The organism is Synechococcus sp. H55.8, assembly GCF_047462375.1.
GTDB lineage: Bacteria > Cyanobacteriota > Cyanobacteriia > Thermostichales > Thermostichaceae > Thermostichus.
This window is the reverse complement of sequence record NZ_JANSJC010000034.1, coordinates 1-20,096: the sequence shown is the minus strand read 5'-3', so window position 1 is coordinate 20,096 and position 20,096 is coordinate 1. Positions and strand designations below refer to the sequence as shown.

Genomic DNA, 20,096 nt, shown 5'->3' with positions numbered 1-20,096 from the left:
AAGGACTAGTTCACCACCACTGTCCAAGTAACAGGCCCGGCCTGAACAGGAGCCGCCTGCGTGCTGTTCAACGTGACTGGGGAGTTGGGGTAGGAGTAGGTGCCGGCTGGTGCCAAGGCCACTGCCGTTTTTACAGGGATAGTAACTGTGCAGGCTCCACCCCCAGCTACTTTCCTCCAGTGAATTGAGTGGTGTTTCCGTTAACCGGAGCCGCTGTCGAGAAAAAGAAGCGGGTAGAAGGGAAGTTCTTTTGGGAATTTCCCAGCCCGCTGGAAAAAGGGGAGAATCGAGAGGCGTTTGTCCTTGACGGAGAGTGGCTTGTGCATCCTATTGCAACGGGATCCCTGGCCAGCTTGGTGGCTGGCTTGGCGACGGGGCTGGGGGCTTTGCCGGCGCTGTTTCTCCCCTCACTCTCGGAGAGGGTGCAAGGGATCCTGCTGGGGTTTGGGGGTGGGGTGATGTTGGCCGCCACCTCGTTTTCGCTGCTGGTGCCGGGCACCGAGGCGGCGCTGGCACTGGGATATTCCCAGTTGGGGGCGGCCGTGGTGATGGTGGCGGGCCTGTTGCTGGGGGCGATCTTCCTGGAGAGTGCCCACCAGTTTCTTCCCCACGAGCACTTCTTTAAAGGGATCGAAGGGGAGAACCGCGCCCATCTAAAGCGGATCTGGCTTTTTATCATCGCCATTGCCCTGCACAACTTCCCAGAAGGCCTGGCAGTGGGGGTGGGGTTTGCCACCGGCCAAGTCGGCGATGGGTTGGTGCTGGCACTGGGGATCGGCCTGCAGAACATGCCGGAAGGGCTGGTGGTGGCCTTGTCGCTGGCAGGCCAGGGGTACTCGCGGCTATTTGCTTTTGCCATCGCTCTGCTGACCGGGCTGGTGGAGCCCATCGGCGGCATCGTGGGAGCGACAGTGGTTTCTCTGGCGCAGTCCCTGCTGCCCTGGGGCATGGCCTTTGCCGCCGGGGCGATGTTGTTTGTGATCTCAGATGAGATCATCCCCGAGTCGCACCGGCGGGGGTTGGAGCGGGAGGGCACCTTTGGCGTTCTCAGTGGGTTTGTGGTGATGCTGCTGCTGGATATTGCTCTGGGTTAAAAAGGGATCCTGTCCTGACCTGGGTCAAGTCTTGACACGAGGTTTTGATGCTGAGCAACGAGCCTTTTCTGTGGCGGGGATCAAGGGAGCACGCCTGCCTGCTGCTCCATGGGTTAGGGGGTGGTGTCTACGAGTTGCAGTGGCTGGCGGAGCGGCTGCTGGCAGCCGGCCTGACGGTGCAGGGGTTTAACTACCCTGGCCACGAGCGTCCAGCACCCCGCATGCCCCCTTCCCGCTGGACCGACTGGTACGGGCGGGTTTTGGAACATTACCTAGCCCTGCGGCAGGAGTACCCGCGTGTTTCGCTGGTGGGGTTTTCCACCGGCTGCCTGCTGGCGTTGCACCTGGCCTTTGCCCATCCTGTCCACAAATTGGTGCTGCTGGCGCCGTTTTTTGCCATTCGCCACCACTGGTACTATCTCTTTCGCCCAGAGCAGTACCTCAACAGCCTGGGCTGGCTCTTGGAAGATGTCCCTCGCTTCCGCCTGCCGATTCGGGATGGCGATGTCCGCGCGCTGGCAGAAAAAGTGGCCTATTTTCACAGCTTCCATCTGACGGCAGTGCGCAGCGCTCTTGAGCTTATCGAGCGGGTCAGGGGGGAAGTAGCCAGCATCCAAGTTCCCACCCTTATCCTGCAACCGCGCCAAGATACGGTGGTGGATCCTGAACAAGCAGCGTGGCTTTATCAAGAACTGGGATCCGCCCAGAAGAGCCTGCATTGGCTGGAGCACTCCGACCACATTCTCACGTTGGACTGTGAGCGGGAGACGGTGTTTGCCCAGGTTTGCGCCTTTCTCACCCAGGATCCCGTTCCAGCCGGATCAGCGTAACCCGTTGCCAGGCGCCGCCCTCGTCGTAGTCCCGCACCAGGCGCAGCAGGTGGCGGCCTTCCGGCCCTTCCGGAAACCAGCCTAGGCTGACGGAAAAGCGGCGATCCCGATGCAGGGTGGGGATGGGCAAGGGATCCGGCCCGCCAATCCACAGCCCCCCCGGCAAGGGAGCCCGGATCCCTGTTTCCTCTTCCCCCCAAAACTGAACTTCAGTTTCGCTGGGCAGGCTATCAACTGCAGAAAAGCTCTGGGCGATCCCCCGCCATCGCCCTTGCAGGGCCAGGCCCAGTTGCGCTTTGGTAAGTGAGGGAAAGTCGGCAGCAAGATCCAGCGCTTGGCCGCGCCGCTCCAAGATGACGGTCACCCCCACCAAGCGGCCCTGGGCGTCCCACTGTTGCACCAGCCGCGCCTTGCGATCCCCCCAGAGGAAGCCCTGCTCGACGGCAAAATCGCCAAATGGCGCCAGTTGCAGCCGCCCGTTGGAAAAGGAGCCATCGGGAAAAAAGCGCAAGCCGGGCGAGAAATCCTCATAGACCCAGCTCTGGCGGCTTTCTGGGGTGGGGGATCCCTGCGGGGGATAGTAGGCATTGGTTTGGCGGATCGCACCCAAATCCAAAGCCTCAAAGGTGATGAGGCTGCGCTTTTGGCCCACGAGTTCCCAGCCGTGGGCGGTGGGTCGATACTCGCAAAACAGGCCGTGCCATTCTCCCAGGTGCAGGGCCAGACATTGTCTCTGGGTTTTCATAAAGCCATGTGACGTAAGACTGGGGAGATGGCTTCTGTCCTAAGATCCTATCCGGGATCCCGTAGCGGGCGGAGTCCTTTCGAGTTTTAGTCGTTGTGCCGGTCTGAAGTAGGATCCCAGTCCAGGTCTTCGTGGCGGTGTTCCCGTTCCCAGCGACGCACCCAATCCCAAATGCGATAGTGCTGCTCGGCGCTGAGCTGTGTGGGATCCTGAGCCAAGGCAGCCGCTTCTTCCCCGCTGAGCAAGGCAGCCAAACTGCCGATCTCCACCAAATAGCGGCGTTCTTCTGCGGTGGTGTGGGACTGATTGAGCCGTCGAATTAAACGACGTAAAGTAGCCATATCCTGACTCATAAGCCGACGCAAAGTAATCAACGAGGATCCATCAAGGACTGGTGAGAACAGTGTAAGACCAGAATCATCAAATCATCAAAGAAACAAACGGAGCAGGCCAAATTAGCTCATCAAAGGATCGTCAAAAGATCCCAGGATGCGCACTTCTGGCTCCAGAAGTATCGACCATCGTTGATAAACCTTTTCTTGGGCCAAGCAAATCAGACGGTAGATGTCGTTGGCGCTGGCCTGGCCACAGTTGAGGATGAAATTGGCATGGCGCTCGGAGATCTGGGCCCCACCAATCCGGTAGCCCTTTAGACCGGTCTGCTCAATTAACCAGCCGGCAGGATAAGTTTCGGGGTTGCGAAAGACGCTGCCACAACTGGGCAGATGATAGGGCTGAGAGCTGAGGCGCTGGTTGAGGTTGCGCTGGGTTTCCCACTGCACCTGGGCCGGATCCCGGCCTGGGAGTAACTGCAGCGTTGCCCCCGTCACCGTCCAGGGCAAGTCCTGCAGGCGAGAGCGGCGGTAGCCAAATTGCAGATCGACAGGTTCTAAGCGGCAGGGCTCCTGCTCTTCATCCAAAATCTGCACTTCCACCAACACGTCCGCCATGGCGCGTCCGTGGGCGCCGGCATTCATCACCACTGCTCCCCCCAGCGTGCCCGGGATCCCGATGGCCCATTCCAAGCCGCTCCAGCCCCGCTTGGCGGCTGCCCGCGCCAGGTTAACCAAAGGTTCTCCGGCAGCGGCCCAGATCCTCCCCCCCTCCAACAGTTGCATCCCGCGCAAACGCCGGGTGTGGATCACCAGCCCCGGCAGGCCAGCATCGCTGATGAGCAGGTTGCTGCCCGCCCCCAACAGGGTGACAGGGATCCCTTGCGCCCGCGCCCAGGCCAAACATTGCTGCAGCTCCAGATTGTTGTGCGGCTCGCAATACCACTCCGCCTTGCCGCCCACCCGGAAGCTGGTCAGAGGGGCCAACGGGATCGCCGCTTGCATCCGTCCAGAGAGTCGGGCAACGCTGGAGGTATTGGGCACGCAGGGAGCTGTAGTCATGATGCCAATACCTCAGAAGCCCCCATCTCCCCGATCCCATTCTCCGCTTGCCCCGGCAATTTCTCCCCCAAGTCTGCCAGAGGCTGTTCCCCCACCCGAGCCGCATAGGCCCGCATCGTAGCGGCTATCTGCTGATTGAGATCACCTGCGCCCAAAAAAATAGCGAGATCTCCAGGCTGCAAAACAGAGGCCAACACCTGCGGCAATTGCGGCAAAGAGGACACGTAGCGCACCTGGGGATGGTGCTCCGCCACCGCTACGGCTAACCGCAAGCTATCGGAGCCCTCAGGGGACGCTTCTCCGGCCCCATAGGTGGGCACGATCACCACCACATCTGCATTCTCGAAGCAGCGGGCAAAATCTTGGAACAAGGCGGCCAAGCGGCTGTGGCGATGAGGCTGAAACACCGCCACCACCCGCCGCTGCTGCAGATGGGCCGCCCGCAGCGTGGCGCGAACCTCGCTGGGATGGTGGGCATAGTCGTCGATAAAGGTGACCCCGCCCACCTCGCCCTTGGCTTCAAAGCGGCGCTGCACCCCCCGAAACTGGGCCAGAGCAGAGGCAATCACGGGGAACTCCAGGCCCAACTGCCGCCCGACGGCAACGGCGGCCAAAGCGTTGCTGAGGTTGTGGGATCCCAGCACCTGCAGGCGGAGCTGGCCGAGGAGGGATCCCCTCTCCCAGATCTCGGCGGAGGTAAAATCCGCGGCGCAGACGATCTCGCGCGCCTGGTACTGGGCTTGGGGATGGCCGGCCAGGCTGTAGCCAATGTCCACCGCCAGGTGGGTGGCCACGTTGGGGCAATCTAGGCAAGCCACCAGGGTTTGGCTCTGCTGCCCGTACTGCTGAAAGGCCCGGATTACCTGCTCCAGATTGGCGTAATGATCGGGGTGATCCAGCTCGATGTTGGTGATCACGCCAATCTTGGGGTAAAGCCGCACCAGGGATCCATCCGACTCATCCACCTCCGCCACCCAATATTCCCCCTGGCCCAGACGGGCGTTGCCATCCCAGGCATCCATCTCCCCACCGATAATCAAGGTGGGATCCCAGCCCGCCGCCAGCAGCATGTAGCCAATCATACTGCTAGTAGTGGTCTTGCCGTGGGTGCCCGCCACGCCGATGCTGGGGCGATGGTTAAACAAGGCGGCCAGTAAATCAGCTCGATGCCAAACCTTTAGTCCCTTGTCTAGAGCCGCTGCCAATTCCGGGTTGCTGGGGCGGATGGCGCTGGAATAGACCACCTGGGGATCCCCGGCCAAACCCTCTAGAGTGTGGCCCTGAATAAAGCGTACCCCCAAGGCTTCCAGGCGACGGGTACGGCCATTGGCGGCAATATCTGAGCCGGAAACGCGAAACCCCTGCTTGGCCAAAATGTAGGCCAGAGCCGACATCCCCACCCCACCGATGCCCACAAAGTGATAAGTGGAAAGCAGGGGATTGAAGGGATCCCGATGCGGGAGCAAAGGCTGAGAATGAACCGGCGACGGCGTGACGGGATCCCCTCCTCCAATTGTCTCCACCATCGCAACTCCACCTCACTCCTTGCCACCACACCCAAAAAATCGGCACCTGCAGAGAGGCACCAAACAGGGCAGATCATATCAGGAATTCCTACGGCTAGGTAGCTTTTGCCCCTGAGGGCTGCCGAAGGCCGACAGATCAACCCAGATTTAGGAAAAAAAACAAAAGCAAGCACCCAGGAAAAACCTGGACATCCTCAGCTCGCAAAATTTACATTTATTAAAGAATTGGCGACACAGCAACCGTTTGCACGTTTGCGGTGCCCAACTACGGAACCAAAGCGAGTGGGGAACTAATGAATCGGCGGGTGCTCTGGTGGACGGCGGGAGCTGCGCTGCTGGGCTGTGCCAGCCTAGCCTGGCTGGGCCTGAGTCGGCAGGCAGCCACTCAGTCCATCTCAGAAAATGCTGAGGCGACAGTGGAAATCCGGCTGCCCCCCCGTATTGGCGCCCTGGGGCGCCTGGAGCCGGAAGGAGAAGTGGTGCAGGTGGCCGGCCCCCCTGGGGAGCGGGTGGGCGAGATGTTGGTGGCTGAAGGGGATCGCGTGGTGGCAGGCCAAGTGCTGGCGCGACTGGAAAACTATGGCGAGCGCCTGGCGGAGCGGGAGTATGCTGCTGCCCAACTGCAAGAAGCCCGCGCCCGACTAGAGGCCGAGACCCGCTTTGGCCAAGCCCAAGTTGAAGAGGCGCGCACCCGCCTCAACCGTCTAGACGAACCGCAACAGTTGCAGATCCGATCCCAAGAGGCGGTGGTGGAGCGCCTTCGGGCGGAGCTGGCCGATGCTGAGGCCAACCTGGCTCGCTTTCAGACCCTGTGGCAGGAGGGGGCTATCTCCCAGCAGGAGCTAGACCAGAAGGCTCTGCTGGTGCGGCAACGGCAGGAGGACTTGCGGGCTGCCGAGGCCACTCTGGATCAACTGCGCCTGGCCCGCGAGCGGGATCTGCGCAACGCCCAAGCCCAGGTGCAAGCCGCTGAAGCAGGGCTGAGGCGGGCCCAAGCGCAAGTGCAACTGGGATCCCTGGCCCGCAACCTGGAGCTGGCAGAAGCCCGCCTGGAGCGCACCCTCATCCGCGCCCCCCAGGCCGGCCAGGTGCTCAAGATCCACACCCATCCTGGGGAAGTTATCGCTGCCGACAAAGGGATCCTCGAGCTGGGCAACACCGACCAGATGATGGTGGTGGCGGAGGTCTACGAAACCGACATCCTGCGGGTGCGGCCCGGACAACGGGCCACCATCAGCAACCGCGCGCTGCCAGAAACGTTGCAGGGCCGGGTCGAGCGCCTGGGCCTGCAAATCGGCAAGAAAGACGTGCTCAACACCGACCCCGCCGCCGATGTGGATGCCCGTGTGGTGGAGGTGTATATCCGCCTGGATCCGGAAAGCAGCGCCCGCGTGGCTGGCCTGACCAACCTGCAAGTGGATGTGGCCATCGAGGTCGAGGGGTAGGGGGGGACGATGTCCGGCCTGTTCAGCGTAGCGTTTATCGGGCGCCGCATCCCGTTGGCCTGGCTGCAGTTGACGCGGGAGAAGATCCGCCTGCTGGTGGCCCTGGCGGGCATTGCCTTTGCCTGCATCCTTATGTTTATGCAGTTGGGCTTCCAAGACAGCCTGCTGGAGAGCGCCATCCGCTTCCATGTCGCCCTCAAGGGGGAGATCTTCCTGGTCAGCCCCCAGTCCAACGCCCTCATTGCCATGAACACCTTTTCCCAGCGGCGGCTGTACCAGGCACTGGGCTTTGAGGGGGTACGGGCCATCTCGCCCGTCTATGTGGGCTTTGCCCTCTGGAAAAACCCCCAGACCCGCCGCACCCGCAGCATCTTTGTGGTGGGGGTGGATCCCTCTGCCGACCTGCTGGAGTTGCCGGAGCTGACCCCCGACAAGTTGGAGGAGATCAAGAAGGCGGACGTGGTGCTCTTCGACCGCCGCTCCCGCAGCGAGTTTGGCCCCATCCCGGAATGGTTTGAGTCCGGTCGAGAGGTCTTTACCGAGGTGGGGAACCGCCGCGTCCAGGTGGGGGGTCTGTTTGAGATGGGGGCTACCTTTGGCGCCGACGGCACCATCCTCACCAGCGACCTCAACTTCCTGCGCATTTTTCCCCAGCGGGAGCGCGGCCTCGTGGATATCGGTGTGGTGCAACTGCAGCCGGGGGTGGATCCCCAGCCGTTGGTGCAGCAGATGCGGGCTTTGCTGCCGGAGGATGTGCGGGTGCTGTCGCGGGCAGAGTTTATCGATATGGAGCAAAGCTACTGGGAGGAGGGCACGGCCATCGGCTTTATTTTCGGCCTGGGGGTGGCCATGGGTTTCATCGTCGGCATTGTGATTGTCTATCAGATCCTCTACACCGATGTGTCGGATCACCTGGCGGAATATGCCACCCTTAAGGCCATGGGCTACACGGATACTTACTTGCTGGGGGTGGTGTTTCAAGAAGCTATTTTGCTGGCCGGTCTGGGATATATTCCCGCTTTTGCCCTGGCGGTTTTGCTCTACGATTTGACGGCCAATGCCACGTTGCTGCCAATTGCCATGACCTTCAACCGGGCGGTGCTGGTGCTGCTCCTGGCGGTGAGTATGTGCTTTATCTCAGGAGCTATTGCCGTGCGGCGCCTGCGGGCAGCCGATCCCGCCGATATTTTCTAAAGTTTTGGCAAGGCGTTGCATGGGGGAGAGGAAATGGATTGTTGAATGGCTTGAACTCAACTGCCCAAAACTTCTGGGATCCTTTCAATGATCTCCGGCCAAAGGTTTCTGGATGGTTCAATCGCGGCAGTTTCCATGATGGCCCACGATAAGTTGTCAACCCAAGTTGTTTGAGATTTTGAGCTCCCTATGCTGCCTTCCCTTCTCGATCAAGCCGCCCTCGCCTCCACCCAAAATGCCGTTGAGCCGGTGGTCAAAGCCGAAGGGGTGAACCACTACTTCGGCGAGGGATCCCTGCGCAAGCAAGTGCTTTTTGACATCAACTTCGTTTTGCAGCCGGGGGAGATCGTGTTGTTGACCGGCCCCTCCGGCTCCGGCAAGACCACGCTGCTCACGCTCCTGGGAGCTTTGCGCTCGGTGCAGGAGGGCAGCTTGCGGGTGTTGGGGCAGGAGCTGCGGGGCGCCCAGCCCAACACCCTCATCCAGATCCGCCGCCAGGTGGGGTACATCTTCCAGGCCCACAACCTGCTGCGCTCCCTGACGGCAGCCCAAAATGTGCGTATGGCTCTGGAGCTGCACAACGGCCTTTCCGCCCAGGAAGCCCAAGAGCGGGCGGAAGCGATGCTGGCGGCGGTGGGTCTCGAGGATCGCGTCCACTACTACCCCGAACAACTTTCGGGTGGGCAGAAGCAGCGGGTGGCCATTGCGCGGGCCCTGGTCAGCCACCCCAAATTGGTGCTGGCGGATGAGCCGACGGCAGCCCTGGACAGCAAGTCGGGCCGCGAGGTGGTGACCCTGATGGAGAAGTTGGCGCGGGAGCAGGGCTGCACCATCCTGATGGTGACCCACGACAACCGCATCCTCGACATCGCCGACCGGGTGCTGCACATGGAAGATGGCCGTCTGGAGAGCCAGGTTGTCGCCTAGCCGGCTGGCGCGTGGCGGCGGTACCAATCGATGGTGCGCTGCAGCCCCTCCCGCAGCCCCACCTTGGCCACAAAACCAATCCTCTCGCGGGCCTTGGAGATGTCCAGGCAGCGGCGCGGCTGGCCGTTGGGCTTGTCCGTTTGCCAGCGGATCTCGCCCCGAAACTCCATCAGCTCGCAGATGAGGGCAATCAGATCTCGGATGGAGATCTCCTCGCCGGTGCCCAGGTTCAGGGGCTCGGAGCTGTTGTAGAGCTGGGTGGCCAGGAGAATGCCGCGGGCGGCATCTTCGGCGTAGAAAAACTCGCGGGTGGGGCTGCCATCTCCCCACACCTCGACGTAGTTCTGGCCCCGCTGCTGCGCCTCGTGGACCTTGCGGATCAAGGCCGGGATCACGTGGGAGCTTTCCGGATCGAAGTTGTCCATGGGGCCGTAGAGGTTCACCGGCAGGAGGTAGATGCCGTTGAAGCCATATTGCTGCCGGTAGGCCTGCAGTTGCACCAGCAGGGCTTTCTTGGCGATGCCGTAGGGGGCGTTGGTCTCCTCCGGGTAGCCGTTCCAGAGATCTTCTTCCTTGAAGGGGACGGGGGTGAACTTGGGATAGGCGCAGATGGTGCCCACGCAGACAAACTTCTCCACCCCAGCTAGATAGGCGGCGTGGATGAGCTGGGATCCCATGATCAGGTTGTCGTAGAAAAGCTCCGCCGGCTTGGCCTGGTTGAGGCCGATGCCGCCCACGTGGGCCGCCAAATGGATGACGATATCTTGCCCCTGCACCACCTCTTGGCAGACTTCCCAGCGGCGCAGGTCGTGGGTGCGGGAGCGCGGGATCCGCACCTGCTCCGGCTTCACCCCCAGCACTTGCAACTGCTGCAGCACATGTTTGCCCAAAAAGCCGCTGCCCCCCGTGAGCAAGATGCGCTTTTGGCTGAGATCGATGGCACTGGGCACACTGTTGAGCATCATGTCCGACGCGGAAAATCCCCGGCTTCCATTATGCGGCAGATGGGATAGCCGTATCTCAGAGCTGTTCGGCGATGGCCATTGACAATCGACAGGCAAGGTATTCAACTCAAAACCTGGACAAACCGCCCCGGAGACAGAGCAGGGATCCATTCGTCCACTTGTCCATAAGCCTGTTGGGCGAAACGACGGGCCAGGGCTGGCACGATGGCCAAAGGGTTGCTGAAGCCGGAAAACAGTTGCAGGCCTTCCCAGCCGGGCAGGGATCCGACCAGAGGCTGGTGATCGGCGCTGAAGGCCACCAAGCAGTGATACCACCGCCCGGGCAGGCGGGCCACCTGGGGCAGGTAGCGACCGGCCTGTTCCCGGATCTGGGCTTCGCTGGCAGCGGCATCCACCTCGGCCATGGGATCCGTCAGCACCCGGCTGATCTGGCCCAGGCGAATGCTGCCGTCCACAAATTGCAGGATCCCGACATCCAAAATCGGCGGGCAGAGCTCCTGCCCCGGCTCATCCCAAAAGGGATCCCGGTCGGGGTGGGCCGCTTGCCGCTCCAGCTCCAAACGCCGCACGGGCGCGCTCATGACGATGGTTCTCAACCGCACCTCTGCAGGCTTCAGCTCGAGGGATTCGGCGTGGGTGAAGTAGATAGGGGCCCGGATCCCGGCCTGGCGCAACAGAGCCCGCGTCCAGCCGCCGGCGCACACCACCACCTGGGCTGCGCCATAGAAGCCTGTATCGGTCTCCACGCCCGTAATGTGCTGCCCCTGTCGCCGCAGGCCCGTCACGGTTTGCAAGAGCAGGGATCCGCCCAGGCGGTGGAAAGCCTTCTGAAAAGCCAGCGTCGTCAGCCAGGGGTGAATGTGGCCATGCCGGGCCCAGAGCACACCCTCTAGGGCCGCCGGATGCAAGAGGGGCTCCAGCTCACAGGCCGTCTCTACAGAAATCCGCCGGGGTGGGATGCGACAGTCGGCCAGATCTGCTTCGACAGCTTCTAGCTGGTGGCCAGGGGCAATCGGCAGGAGCAGATCCAGCTCGCGAAAGTGAATATCCGCCTCCAGCTCCTCTGACAGGATGCGGTAGCGTTGGATCCCTTCTTCCCCCAAAGCTTTGAGCAGGGGGGTTTTCCCCGCCCAATGGGCCAGGCCACCGTAGCTGTAGCGCGTGGCACTGGGCGGCAGCGCTTCCTTCTCTATGAGGAGAACGGATCCCCCTTGACGGGCCAGCTCGTAGCTCAAGGCCGCTCCGGTGATCCCGCCGCCGATGACAATCCAGTCGTAGTTGGCCATGCTGCCCTCGTTACCCTGAACTTCATCTTGCGGCAGAGTGGCTCTGTTCAGGGTAGCAAGCGCAGCAGAACCTCAGCGGTGGCGGATACTAGCTGAGGAGGAACCCCCAGAGGGCCTCCCTGAGTCCTAATTGAGTGTTCCCGCCGCAGTTCAACGGTGTTATAGAGTGATCTGGCGTTCATCGTGGTCGATAGCGGAGCAAGGGCAAAGATATGAACGAACTACTTCAAACCATCAACCGCAGTCTTTTGGAGATGGTGGGGCGAGGCATCGAGCTGTTGCCGGGCTTCTTGATTGCTGCAGTGATCCTCTGGGCCACCCGCTATGGCGTTCGGGCCGTGCGGCGCCTGCTGGGATCCGCAGCCAATCGGTGGATCTCCAGCCCTTCTCTGCAGTTGTTGCTGGTGCAGATCGGCCAAGTGGGTGCTTGGGTGGTGGGGATCCTGGCAGCCAGCGTGGTGGCTTTCCCAGATCTGCGCTTGGGAGATCTGATCGGGCTGTTGGGGTTAGGATCGGTGGCCATCGGTTTTGCTTTTCAAGATATTTTCAAGAACTTCCTGGCGGGCGTGCTGCTGCTTTTGAACGAACCTTTTCAACTCAATGACCAGATTATCGTCGGAGATTTTGAAGGTACAGTTGAAGAAATCAGCATTCGCTCCACCCAGATTCGCACCTACCAAGGAGAACGGGTGGTGATCCCCAATGCCATCGTGTTTACCAGCCCGATCACGGTCTTAACCGATCGCCCTTTTCGCCGCACCGATCTGGAGATTGGCCTCGACTACAACACACCCCTGCCCAAAGCTCTGGAGGTATTGCGGGAAGCCGTGCAGGGAGTTGAGGGGGTGCTGGCGGAGCCCCCCTTTGAGCTGGACATCGTCGGCTTTGGCGACAGCTCTATCAACTGTGTGGTGCGCTACTGGACTCGGCCCCGCAAGGCGGAGGTGCGCCGCGTCCGCACCCAGGTGATGATCGCCCTTAAGCAGGCCTGCGACCGGGCCGGATTGGTCATCCCCTACCCGATTCGCACGGTGTACCTGTTCGACCAACAGGATTTTCAGGATCGCATCCCCACTTCCAGAGCCGCCTAGGGATAGCGGGCCAGCAGCATTTGGAACCGGCTCTCCCCCAGCAGCACCGCATTGGGGTTGGGATAGGTATCTTGAAACCAGGCTTGCAAGCGGGCGATGGCCGCCTGAAAGATCGCTTCTGGGACCGACCAGGAGCTGCTGTAACAGCGCTGGGCGTATTGCTCAAACAAGGCTTGGGCAGTGAAGGTCGTCTGCCACTCTGCCGCCGTTACCTGCTGCCCATGGGCCCCTTGAGCCCACAAAAACGCCTCCACCTGCTCGGCATTGGCCCCCACCTGTTGTGGCTCAAATCCCAGCTCCGCCAGAATTTGGGCCCATCGCAGCTCAAAGGAGTGGCGGGCACTCGTCACCCGCTCGCCGTAGCCGTAGAGATAGACCCCACTTGGCTTGAGCACGCGCCGGATCTCGGCGATTGCCTGTTGCCACTCGCGGATGAGGTGCAACACATGCACGGTGATCACCACATCGAAACAGCGATCCCCATAAGGCAACTGGGTGGCATCGGCCATCTGCAGATGCACCTGCGGCGGCATCTGGCCCAGGCTTTGTTCAATTTTGCGCCGTAAAACCGCCAGCATGCGTTCGGAAATATCGATTCCTGTGTAAGGGCAGCCGCGCCGAATCAGCGGCAGCGCAATCCGTCCCGTCCCAATGCCCACCTCAAGAAAATGGGTCTCAGGAGTGGCTCCCACTGCCGCCAAGATGGCATCGGCGATCTCTTCCTCTACAGCCGGAGGAAAGCTGCGGGTGGCATCGTAAAAGTCGGCAGCCCGATCAAAACAAACGCTGTGGGATCCCGCCATCACTGCCCCCTTCCCCAACGGGCAAACCGAGACAGACAGAGTATCAACAAGAATGGGCAGGAATCGACCGGATCCCTGCCCCTCTCAAGCCCAAAATTGGCTCTCTTCAAGACTCCTGCGCCAGGCGGGCGTAAAACAAGCCCTGGACGCGGACGGTGTGAGGTTCCAGTGCCCCTTGCTCGGTGCTGGACTGCTGAATGCTGACGAAGGAGCCGCCCATCTCACCCGTGCTGGGATCCACGCGGGCAATGCGCAGCGACATTTTCCCCTGCGAAACCTCGTCCACCTTGCGGTTGGTGGCGAAGTCGTCCTTGGCCGCCTGCAGCCCCACGGCTGTGTCGTAGCCGGCGTTGGAGCCGCGCCCACGCGGGTCGAGGAAGGTGCTGCTGTGGTAGCCGGGCACCAAGAACTCGCCTTCAAAGTCGGTCGAAGGGTCGATGGCGGCTCCCTGGGCGGTGGCGACCAAGTCCTTCACGCTGAACAGAAACGGCACCCGCTCGCGGCGGGGCAACTGACCGGTGGTCGGCTGAAAGGTGATCCCATCCACCACTTTGAACTCCAGCGCGCCGTCTTTGGGGGTGACCTCGGCCTTAATCGGCCCCAGCGTGGCCGCCGAGATCATGATGTTTTTGGCTTTGATAAACTCTTTTTCCCCGTTCCGCTTTTCCTCTTCGATTTCAATCTGCACCGGCTGGAAGCAGACATCGGTCAGCTTCAGGGATCCCCCCTTGGGCACCTCGATGCGGCCGCGGGCATTGTCGGAGACGGAAGGGCAAATGGCGGCCTTGCCGGTGTTGCGGATCTGGTCGTAGGTCAGCGGGGCCTTAGCAGCCGCCGCCGGCAGGGCAAAGACGCTCAAACAGAGCGCCAACAGGATGGCGAGTAGTGGACGGTACCGCATAAGCAACCTCGAAAAACCTGTTTTAATCTCAATGCTGCTGGGGAGAATAAGCCTGAATGCCCCTATTGTACGCAATAGGGATCCCCTCTTTGGCTGAGCCCGCAGAAGTTTCTTGGCCAAGTCCAGTTGCCCACCCTCTAGGGAAAGTCGGCCAGATGGCCAGAAAGGGGTGAGACCCTTTCGCGGCCACCTCAGAACGGGCCCAGGGATCCCAGCCAGCGCTCCCGAATCTGGTTTACCAGCTCGCCGATGGGCTGTTGGTTGACGCGGTAGCTGGTGGGATGGGCGATCAGGCGGGCGGTGCTCTCGAAAAGGCAGTCCCGTTCCACCAGGCCGTTTTCCCTCAGGGTGCGTCCGGTGGCCACCAAGTCCACAATGGCATCGGCCATGCCGGTGAGGGGAGCCAGTTCCACCGAGCCGTAGAGGGAGATAATTTCCACCGGCAAATCCAACCGGTCAAAATACTCGCGGGCGCAGCCGACAAACTTGGAAGCCACGCGGGCATGGGGAGGCAACTGGGCCGCCGAGGTGTAGGGACTATCTTGGGGCAGGGCCACCGACATGCGACAGTAGCCGAACTTCAGGTCCAGCAGGTGGGCCACCCGCGCTTCGCTGCCGGCATAGCGCTCTCGCAAGATGTCGTAGCCGACGATGCCCAGTTCGGCCTGTCCGTATTCCACGTACACCGGCACGTCGTGGTTGCGCACCAGCAGCGCCTCGTAGCGTTGCCCGTTGAGCTGGGTGGGCGATTCAATCCGCAGCAGGCGGTTGCCGGGATCCAAAAAGCGACTGAAATCGATCCCCACCTGTTGCAAGCAGCGGATAGCGTCGGCCAACAAGGCTCCCTTGGCCAGAGCAATGGTGATCGTCGGGGTATTGGGCTTCGGAGCTGGCCGAGGGCTGGTGGCTGTCAACATAGGCACTTAGGGATCCCTTCTGGCAAAAGGACAAGGGCAGTGGGAATGCTGCTTAGTTAAAGAAGGAAAGTGGATACCAGGGATCCTGCGTCCTCAATTGTAGGGAACTGACCTCTTGCCGGCGAGGTAGACTCGGCAGATGTTTTCCAGAACGCAGATCCTGGGATGATAAAAACACGATGAACCCGGAGGAGAGAGGACGGCATGAAAGCCATGATCCTGGCAGCCGGCAAAGGGACACGGGTACGGCCCATCACCTACATGATGCCCAAGCCGATGATCCCGATTCTGCACAAGCCGGTCATGGAGTTCTTGGTGGAGCTGCTGCGGGAACATGGCTTCGACCAGATCATGATCAACACCAGCCACCTCGCTCACCAGATCGAAGACTACTTTCGCGATGGCCAGCAGTGGGGAGTACACATCGGCTTTTCCTTCGAGGGCCACTTCGAGAACGGCCAGCCGGTGGCCGAACCCCTGGGATCCGCCGGTGGCATGCGCAAGATCCAGGATTTCTCCGGCTTTTTTGACAGCACCTTCGTGGTGCTCTGCGGCGATGCGCTGATCGACCTCAACCTGACCCAGGTGGTCAACTTTCACAAATCTAAGGGGGCATTGGCCACGGTGGTGTTGCGAGAGGTGGATCCCAGCCAAGTCTCCAGCTACGGAGTGGTGGTAACTGATGAGACGGGCCGGGTCACCGCCTTCCAAGAAAAGCCCAGGCAGGAAGAGGCCCTCAGCAACACCATCAACACCGGCATCTACGTGTTCGAGCCAGAAGTCCTGGACTACATCCCCCCCGGCTGCCCCTATGACATCGGCAGCGATCTCTTCCCCGCCTTGGTGAAAGCCGGCGCCCCCTTCTACGGCCTCAAGGCCGACTTCCAGTGGGTGGACATTGGCCGTACCCATGACTACTGGCTGGCAGTACAGAAGGTGCTGCGCGGCGAGATCAAAGGCGTCAAGGTGCCCGGGATCCAGATTCGGCCCGGCGTCTGGACAGGGATCAACATCCGCGCCAACTGGGATCGCATCCACATTGAGCCACCGGTGTACATCGGGGCCAGCACCTACCTGGCGGATGGGGTAAAGCTCATCGGCCCCACGGCCATTGGCTACGGCTGTGTGTTGAACGAAGGGTGTACGCTGGATGGCAGCCTCATCTTTAACTACACCCAAATCGCCGCAGGAGTGACGCTGCGCCACCAGATGGTGATGGGTCGCTACTGCATTTCCTCCGATGGCAATGCCATCGACACGGAAGAGTCCAACCTCACCTGGTTGATCGGAGATGCCCGCAGCCATGGCAACGGCAAATCCCAATAGCGCCCTCTATCTCTACGGGATCGTTGCTGCCCCCGGCCCGCGCCACCTGAATGTGGTGGGGCTGGACAAGCAGCCGGTGGGGGTTCACGTGCTGGGATCTTTGGCCTTTCTCTATTCCCAGGCCCGCCAGGAGCGCTACTTGGCCAGCCGGGCCAATCTGCTGGCCCACGAAGCCGTCCTAGAAACCGTGATGAACGAGGGACACCGCGCCCTGCTGCCGTTGCAATTTGGCCTGGTGGTGAGCAGTTGGGATCAGGTGGAGCAGGATCTGGTCAAACCGCGCCTGGCCGATCTGCTGACCCTGCTGCAGCGCCTAGAGGGCAAACGGGAGGTGGGGGTAAAGGTCTTCTGGGATCCCCAGCAAGAGCTCCAATTGGGGCTGGAGGAAAACCCCGCCCTGAAAGCCCGGCGGGACGAGATGGTCGGCGCCCCTTTGGGTCTGGATGCGGTAGTCGAGATCGGACGGGCTCTGGAGCAGCTTTTGGAGCAGCGGCGTCAGCGCATCGCCCAAACCTTCACGGCGGCCCTCAGCCCCCTGGCCAGCGACCGCGTGGAAGGCGATCTGCTCACGGAGAACATGGCCTACAACGGCTCATTTTTGATCAACTGGGAAGATGAGCCAGCTTTTGCCCAAAAAGTGGAGGAGCTAGACCAGACCTTTCAGGGGCGGCTGCGCATTCGCTACAACAACTTCACCGCTCCTTACAATTTCGTCAAGCTTTGACATGTTTTCTGTTTTATGGTCATTCAATCCAGTCCAATGGCGATGGAACGGTTGGTTACCTCGTTATTGCTCCGCAACGCTGTCGCCAACGCGCCGCTCTAACTCCCCTCTCCCTCAGGGAGAGGGGCTGGGGGTGAGGGGATCCCTCAGGGAGAGGGGCTGGGGGTGAGGGGATCCCTCAGGGAGAGAGGCTGGGGGTGAGGGTGGGAGAGGGGCCGGGGGTGAGGGGGTTCATGGATGGGCTCAAGCAGGGATCCTTGTATGTAGCAGCATCTGTGACCCCCCCTGCGGCCTAAACCTCAACCAGAGAGGATAACCCCGCTGCAATCTTAAGAACCCCTCTACTGAGCGCCGAGAGCCGCCAACAAGTCATCCGCCAACAACACCGCCGTATAGGCCAAGGCTTGCCGTTGCTCAGGAGACAAATCGCCAACGGGGGTCTGGGGATTGCTCAGGATACCCTGTAACACCTTGCTGGCTATGTATTCGCGCTTAGAAACCCCTGGGCTAGAGATGGTGGGGTTATCCAGAGAGAACTTCTGATGGTGCTCGAAGGGGAAAGCATATTCAGGGGCAACCGGCATCGCTCGACTCCAGATCGGGTCTCTACACTGTGCTTTGCCTATTTTCCCATCCTCTCTCGTCGGGAACTTCAAAAAAGCGGGGCCTCAAAAAAGACAGAACGGGTTATCGTATCAGACAGATCCCTGTGTGGGGAAAGGATCCGGGCTGCTCTCCCTTGGAAAGATTGCTATGCATTTGAGCGATTCTTTTCGACGCACCAAAATTGTCGCCACCATCGGCCCTGCCAGCTCAAATCCGGCCATTCTCAGGGAGATGATCCTGCAAGGGGCAACCACCCTTCGCCTCAACTTTTCCCATGGGGATCACGAGCTACACCGCCGCAGCATTCGCCTCATCCGCCAAACCGCGATGGATCTGGGCATCCAGGTCGCCATTTTGCAAGACCTGCAGGGGCCGAAAATCCGCTTGGGCAAGTTCGCCGAAGGCTCCATCACCCTCAAAGCCGGGGATCCCTTTGTGTTGACCAGCAAGCCTGTCTTGGGATCCCAAGAGCGCAGTTGGGTCACCTACGACAAGCTGGCCCAAGAAGTGCCCGAAGGAGCGACGATCCTCATCGATGACGGTCGAGTGGAGATGCGGGTGGAAGCCGTGGATCCTGCGGCGGGAGAACTCTTCTGCCGCACCATTGTCGGGGGGACTCTCTCCAACAGCAAAGGGGTCAACTTTCCCGGCGTGCGCCTGAGCATCCGCGCCGTGACCCAAAAGGACAAAGAAGATCTCTACTTCGGCCTCAACCAAGGCGTGGATTGGGTGGCCCTCAGTTTTGTGCGGGATCCCTCTGACGTGCTGGAGTTGCGCGAGCTCATCGCCTCGGCCAAGAGGCCTTCTGCGGGCTCAGCCGACAAGCGGGTACCCATCATCGTCAAGATCGAGAAACATGAGGCCATCCAGCAACTGCCCCAGATTTTGGCTCTCAGCGACGGTGTGATGGTGGCGCGGGGCGATCTGGGGGTGGAACTGCCCGCGGAAGAGGTGCCGATCCTACAGAAGCGGGTGATCGCCCTGGCCAACTCTCTGGGGATCCCGGTGATCACTGCCACCCAAATGCTGGACAGCATGGTTCACAGCCCCCGACCTACCCGTGCCGAGATCTCCGATGTGGCCAACGCCATCTTGGATGGTACCGATGCCGTCATGCTCTCCAACGAGACGGCGGTGGGCAAATACCCCGTCGAGGCAGTAGCAACCATGGCCCGCATTGCCGTGCGCACCGAGCGAGATTACTTTGACTTGACCTACGCCGACCGACGGCAACGCATTCGCGCCCTTGCCCTGCAGGAGCTGAGCCAAAACAACGGCAACAGCAATGGCGCCAGTCCTGCTGGAACGCGGCCCAAAACCCTGATCACCGACTCGATCAGCCGCGCCGTGGGGGAGATCGCCCAGGAGCTGGATGCCGTAGCCGTGATGACCCTGACCAAAACGGGGGCCACTGCTCGCAATGTCTCCAAGTTTCGCCCGCGCACTCCCATCCTGGCCGTAACTCCCCACGTGGAAGTAGCACGGCGGCTGCAGTTGGTTTGGGGGGTACATCCGCTGTTGGTGATGGATTTGGCCACAACCCGCCAGACCTTTCAAGCGGCCATTAGCTTGGCCCAGGAAGATGGCTTGCTCAAAGATGGCGACTTGGTGGTGCTCAGCGCAGGAACCCTGCCCGGTGTTGCGGGATCCACCGATCTGATCAAGGTCGATGTGGTGAAAGCGGTGGTGGCCCAGGGCAAAGGGTTTGGCAAAGGCACCGTCAGCGGCCCGGCCCGCATCTTGAGATCCAGCCTCGATGCCGGCAAAATCACCGCCGGCGACATCTTGGTTGCGCAGTCTACCGACGCCAACTATGTGGAGGCCATCAAACAGGCAGCCGGAGTGATCACCGAAGAAGAGGGAGCTTCCTCCCATGCGGCGGTCATCGGCCTGCGGCTGGGGGTGCCGGTGCTGGTGGGGGTCAAGGATGCCACACGCCTCATCCGGGATGGATCCATCGTCACTCTGGACGCAGAAAAAGGCATCGTGACTTCGGGAGCAGATGGCCTGGGCTTTTGAGGGAGAGCCATCAGTCCCGCGCTCTACCCAAAAGTGAGCGTCGGGATCCCTCTGGCGGTTCTCAAAAGCAGGCTACGCCATAGCAACGAAACGTTTCTCTACATCGTTATTGCTACGCAACGCCGGCGCCTTCACACCAACAGCGCCGATCGCTATCCCTAACTCCCCTCTCCCTCAGGGAGAGGGGCTGGGGGTGAGGGGATCCCTCAGGGAGAGGGGCCGGGGGTGAGGGTCGTTCCTCAGGGAGAGGGGCCGGGGGTGTTCGCGTGAGCGGCGCGGAGCGCTTGGGCAGCGGCAAAGTGT

19 protein-coding genes are annotated in these 20,096 nt (G+C 61.1%); 9 read left to right on the top strand and 10 right to left on the bottom strand.

All coding sequences use genetic code 11. From position 1 onward, the window contains the following. The first annotated feature begins 191 nt into the window (after nucleotides 1–191). Together NW862_RS11800 and NW862_RS11795 are read left to right on the top strand one after the other, a co-directional pair. Entirely contained in the window at nucleotides 192–1,094 is a 903-nt protein-coding gene (locus NW862_RS11800) for a ZIP family metal transporter (protein WP_414336515.1), read from the top strand. A gap of 47 nt (nucleotides 1,095–1,141) precedes the next feature. After that, entirely contained in the window at nucleotides 1,142–1,924 is a 783-nt protein-coding gene (locus NW862_RS11795; RefSeq protein WP_414427210.1) for an alpha/beta hydrolase, read from the top strand. Here NW862_RS11795 and NW862_RS11790 read toward each other — a convergent pair. From NW862_RS11790 to murC, 4 genes are all read right to left on the bottom strand, one after another. Next, entirely contained in the window at nucleotides 1,890–2,669 is a 780-nt protein-coding gene (locus tag NW862_RS11790) for a DUF3598 family protein (RefSeq protein ID WP_414427209.1), read from the bottom strand. The two genes, NW862_RS11795 and NW862_RS11790, sit on opposite strands and share 35 nt — an antisense overlap. Before the next feature lie 86 nt (nucleotides 2,670–2,755). Next, nucleotides 2,756–3,010: a hypothetical protein gene (locus NW862_RS11785; RefSeq protein WP_414335383.1), complete on the bottom strand. Its 255-nt coding sequence runs from the start codon at nucleotides 3,008–3,010 to the stop codon at nucleotides 2,756–2,758. 114 nt (nucleotides 3,011–3,124) lie between these two features. Next, nucleotides 3,125–4,063 carry a UDP-N-acetylmuramate dehydrogenase gene (gene murB / locus NW862_RS11780; protein ID WP_414336521.1) on the bottom strand — a complete coding sequence of 313 codons (939 nt, stop codon included), beginning with the start codon at nucleotides 4,061–4,063 and terminating at the stop codon, nucleotides 3,125–3,127. Next, nucleotides 4,060–5,589, bottom strand: coding sequence for a UDP-N-acetylmuramate--L-alanine ligase (gene murC / locus NW862_RS11775; protein ID WP_414349171.1), 1,530 nt, complete (start codon nucleotides 5,587–5,589; stop codon nucleotides 4,060–4,062). Before murC ends, murB begins: the two co-directional genes overlap by 4 nt. 293 nt (nucleotides 5,590–5,882) lie before the next feature. On the opposite strand from murC, the gene NW862_RS11770 reads away from it, so the two are divergent. The 3 genes from NW862_RS11770 to NW862_RS11760 all read left to right on the top strand — a co-directional run bounded on the left by NW862_RS11770 (nucleotide 5,883) and on the right by NW862_RS11760 (nucleotide 9,155). After that, nucleotides 5,883–7,034, top strand: a complete 1,152-nt coding sequence (locus NW862_RS11770) for an ABC exporter membrane fusion protein (protein WP_414349173.1) — start codon at nucleotides 5,883–5,885, stop codon at nucleotides 7,032–7,034. A gap of 9 nt (nucleotides 7,035–7,043) precedes the next feature. Then, nucleotides 7,044–8,228 carry an ABC transporter permease DevC gene (devC, locus tag NW862_RS11765; RefSeq protein ID WP_414335391.1) on the top strand — a complete coding sequence of 395 codons (1,185 nt, stop codon included), beginning with the start codon at nucleotides 7,044–7,046 and terminating at the stop codon, nucleotides 8,226–8,228. 189 nt (nucleotides 8,229–8,417) lie between these two features. Next, on the top strand, nucleotides 8,418–9,155 hold the full coding sequence (locus tag NW862_RS11760; RefSeq protein ID WP_414335393.1) for a DevA family ABC transporter ATP-binding protein: 738 nt from the start codon (nucleotides 8,418–8,420) through the stop codon (nucleotides 9,153–9,155). On the opposite strand, the gene NW862_RS11755 is transcribed toward NW862_RS11760, so the two are convergent. Next, nucleotides 9,152–10,120 carry a GDP-L-fucose synthase family protein gene (locus tag NW862_RS11755; RefSeq protein ID WP_414335395.1) on the bottom strand — a complete coding sequence of 323 codons (969 nt, stop codon included), beginning with the start codon at nucleotides 10,118–10,120 and terminating at the stop codon, nucleotides 9,152–9,154. The two genes, NW862_RS11760 and NW862_RS11755, sit on opposite strands and share 4 nt — an antisense overlap. 101 nt (nucleotides 10,121–10,221) lie before the next feature. Further along, complete coding sequence (locus tag NW862_RS11750) at nucleotides 10,222–11,406, bottom strand: NAD(P)/FAD-dependent oxidoreductase (protein WP_414349175.1); 1,185 nt, start codon at nucleotides 11,404–11,406, stop codon at nucleotides 10,222–10,224. Between the two features lie 212 nt (nucleotides 11,407–11,618). Here NW862_RS11750 and NW862_RS11745 point away from each other — a divergent pair, with 212 nt between their 5' ends. Beyond that, entirely contained in the window at nucleotides 11,619–12,497 is an 879-nt protein-coding gene (locus NW862_RS11745; protein WP_414349176.1) for a mechanosensitive ion channel family protein, read from the top strand. Here NW862_RS11745 and NW862_RS11740 read toward each other — a convergent pair. From NW862_RS11740 to hisG, 3 genes are all read right to left on the bottom strand, one after another. Next, nucleotides 12,494–13,300: a class I SAM-dependent methyltransferase gene (locus tag NW862_RS11740; RefSeq protein ID WP_414352241.1), complete on the bottom strand. Its 807-nt coding sequence runs from the start codon at nucleotides 13,298–13,300 to the stop codon at nucleotides 12,494–12,496. The two genes, NW862_RS11745 and NW862_RS11740, sit on opposite strands and share 4 nt — an antisense overlap. Nucleotides 13,301–13,406: 106 nt before the next feature. Beyond that, on the bottom strand, nucleotides 13,407–14,201 hold the full coding sequence (locus NW862_RS11735) for a photosystem II manganese-stabilizing polypeptide (RefSeq protein ID WP_414348970.1): 795 nt from the start codon (nucleotides 14,199–14,201) through the stop codon (nucleotides 13,407–13,409). 191 nt (nucleotides 14,202–14,392) lie between these two features. Further along, nucleotides 14,393–15,118, bottom strand: coding sequence for an ATP phosphoribosyltransferase (gene hisG / locus NW862_RS11730; RefSeq protein ID WP_414348969.1), 726 nt, complete (start codon nucleotides 15,116–15,118; stop codon nucleotides 14,393–14,395). Nucleotides 15,119–15,322: 204 nt separating this feature from the next. Here hisG and NW862_RS11725 point away from each other — a divergent pair, with 204 nt between their 5' ends. Both NW862_RS11725 and NW862_RS11720 read left to right on the top strand, forming a co-directional pair. Then, nucleotides 15,323–16,444, top strand: coding sequence for a sugar phosphate nucleotidyltransferase (locus NW862_RS11725; protein WP_414336050.1), 1,122 nt, complete (start codon nucleotides 15,323–15,325; stop codon nucleotides 16,442–16,444). After that, complete coding sequence (locus NW862_RS11720) at nucleotides 16,422–17,168, top strand: GvpL/GvpF family gas vesicle protein (protein WP_414336049.1); 747 nt, start codon at nucleotides 16,422–16,424, stop codon at nucleotides 17,166–17,168. The genes NW862_RS11725 and NW862_RS11720 overlap by 23 nt, the downstream gene beginning before the upstream one ends. Nucleotides 17,169–17,509: 341 nt before the next feature. On the opposite strand, the gene NW862_RS11715 is transcribed toward NW862_RS11720, so the two are convergent. Further along, nucleotides 17,510–17,752 (bottom strand): hypothetical protein, encoded by a 243-nt coding sequence (locus NW862_RS11715; protein WP_414336143.1) that lies wholly within the window; start codon nucleotides 17,750–17,752, stop codon nucleotides 17,510–17,512. A gap of 169 nt (nucleotides 17,753–17,921) precedes the next feature. Here NW862_RS11715 and pyk point away from each other — a divergent pair, with 169 nt between their 5' ends. After that, entirely contained in the window at nucleotides 17,922–19,793 is a 1,872-nt protein-coding gene (pyk, locus tag NW862_RS11710) for a pyruvate kinase (RefSeq protein WP_414336145.1), read from the top strand. The last annotated feature ends 303 nt before the right edge of the window (nucleotides 19,794–20,096 follow it).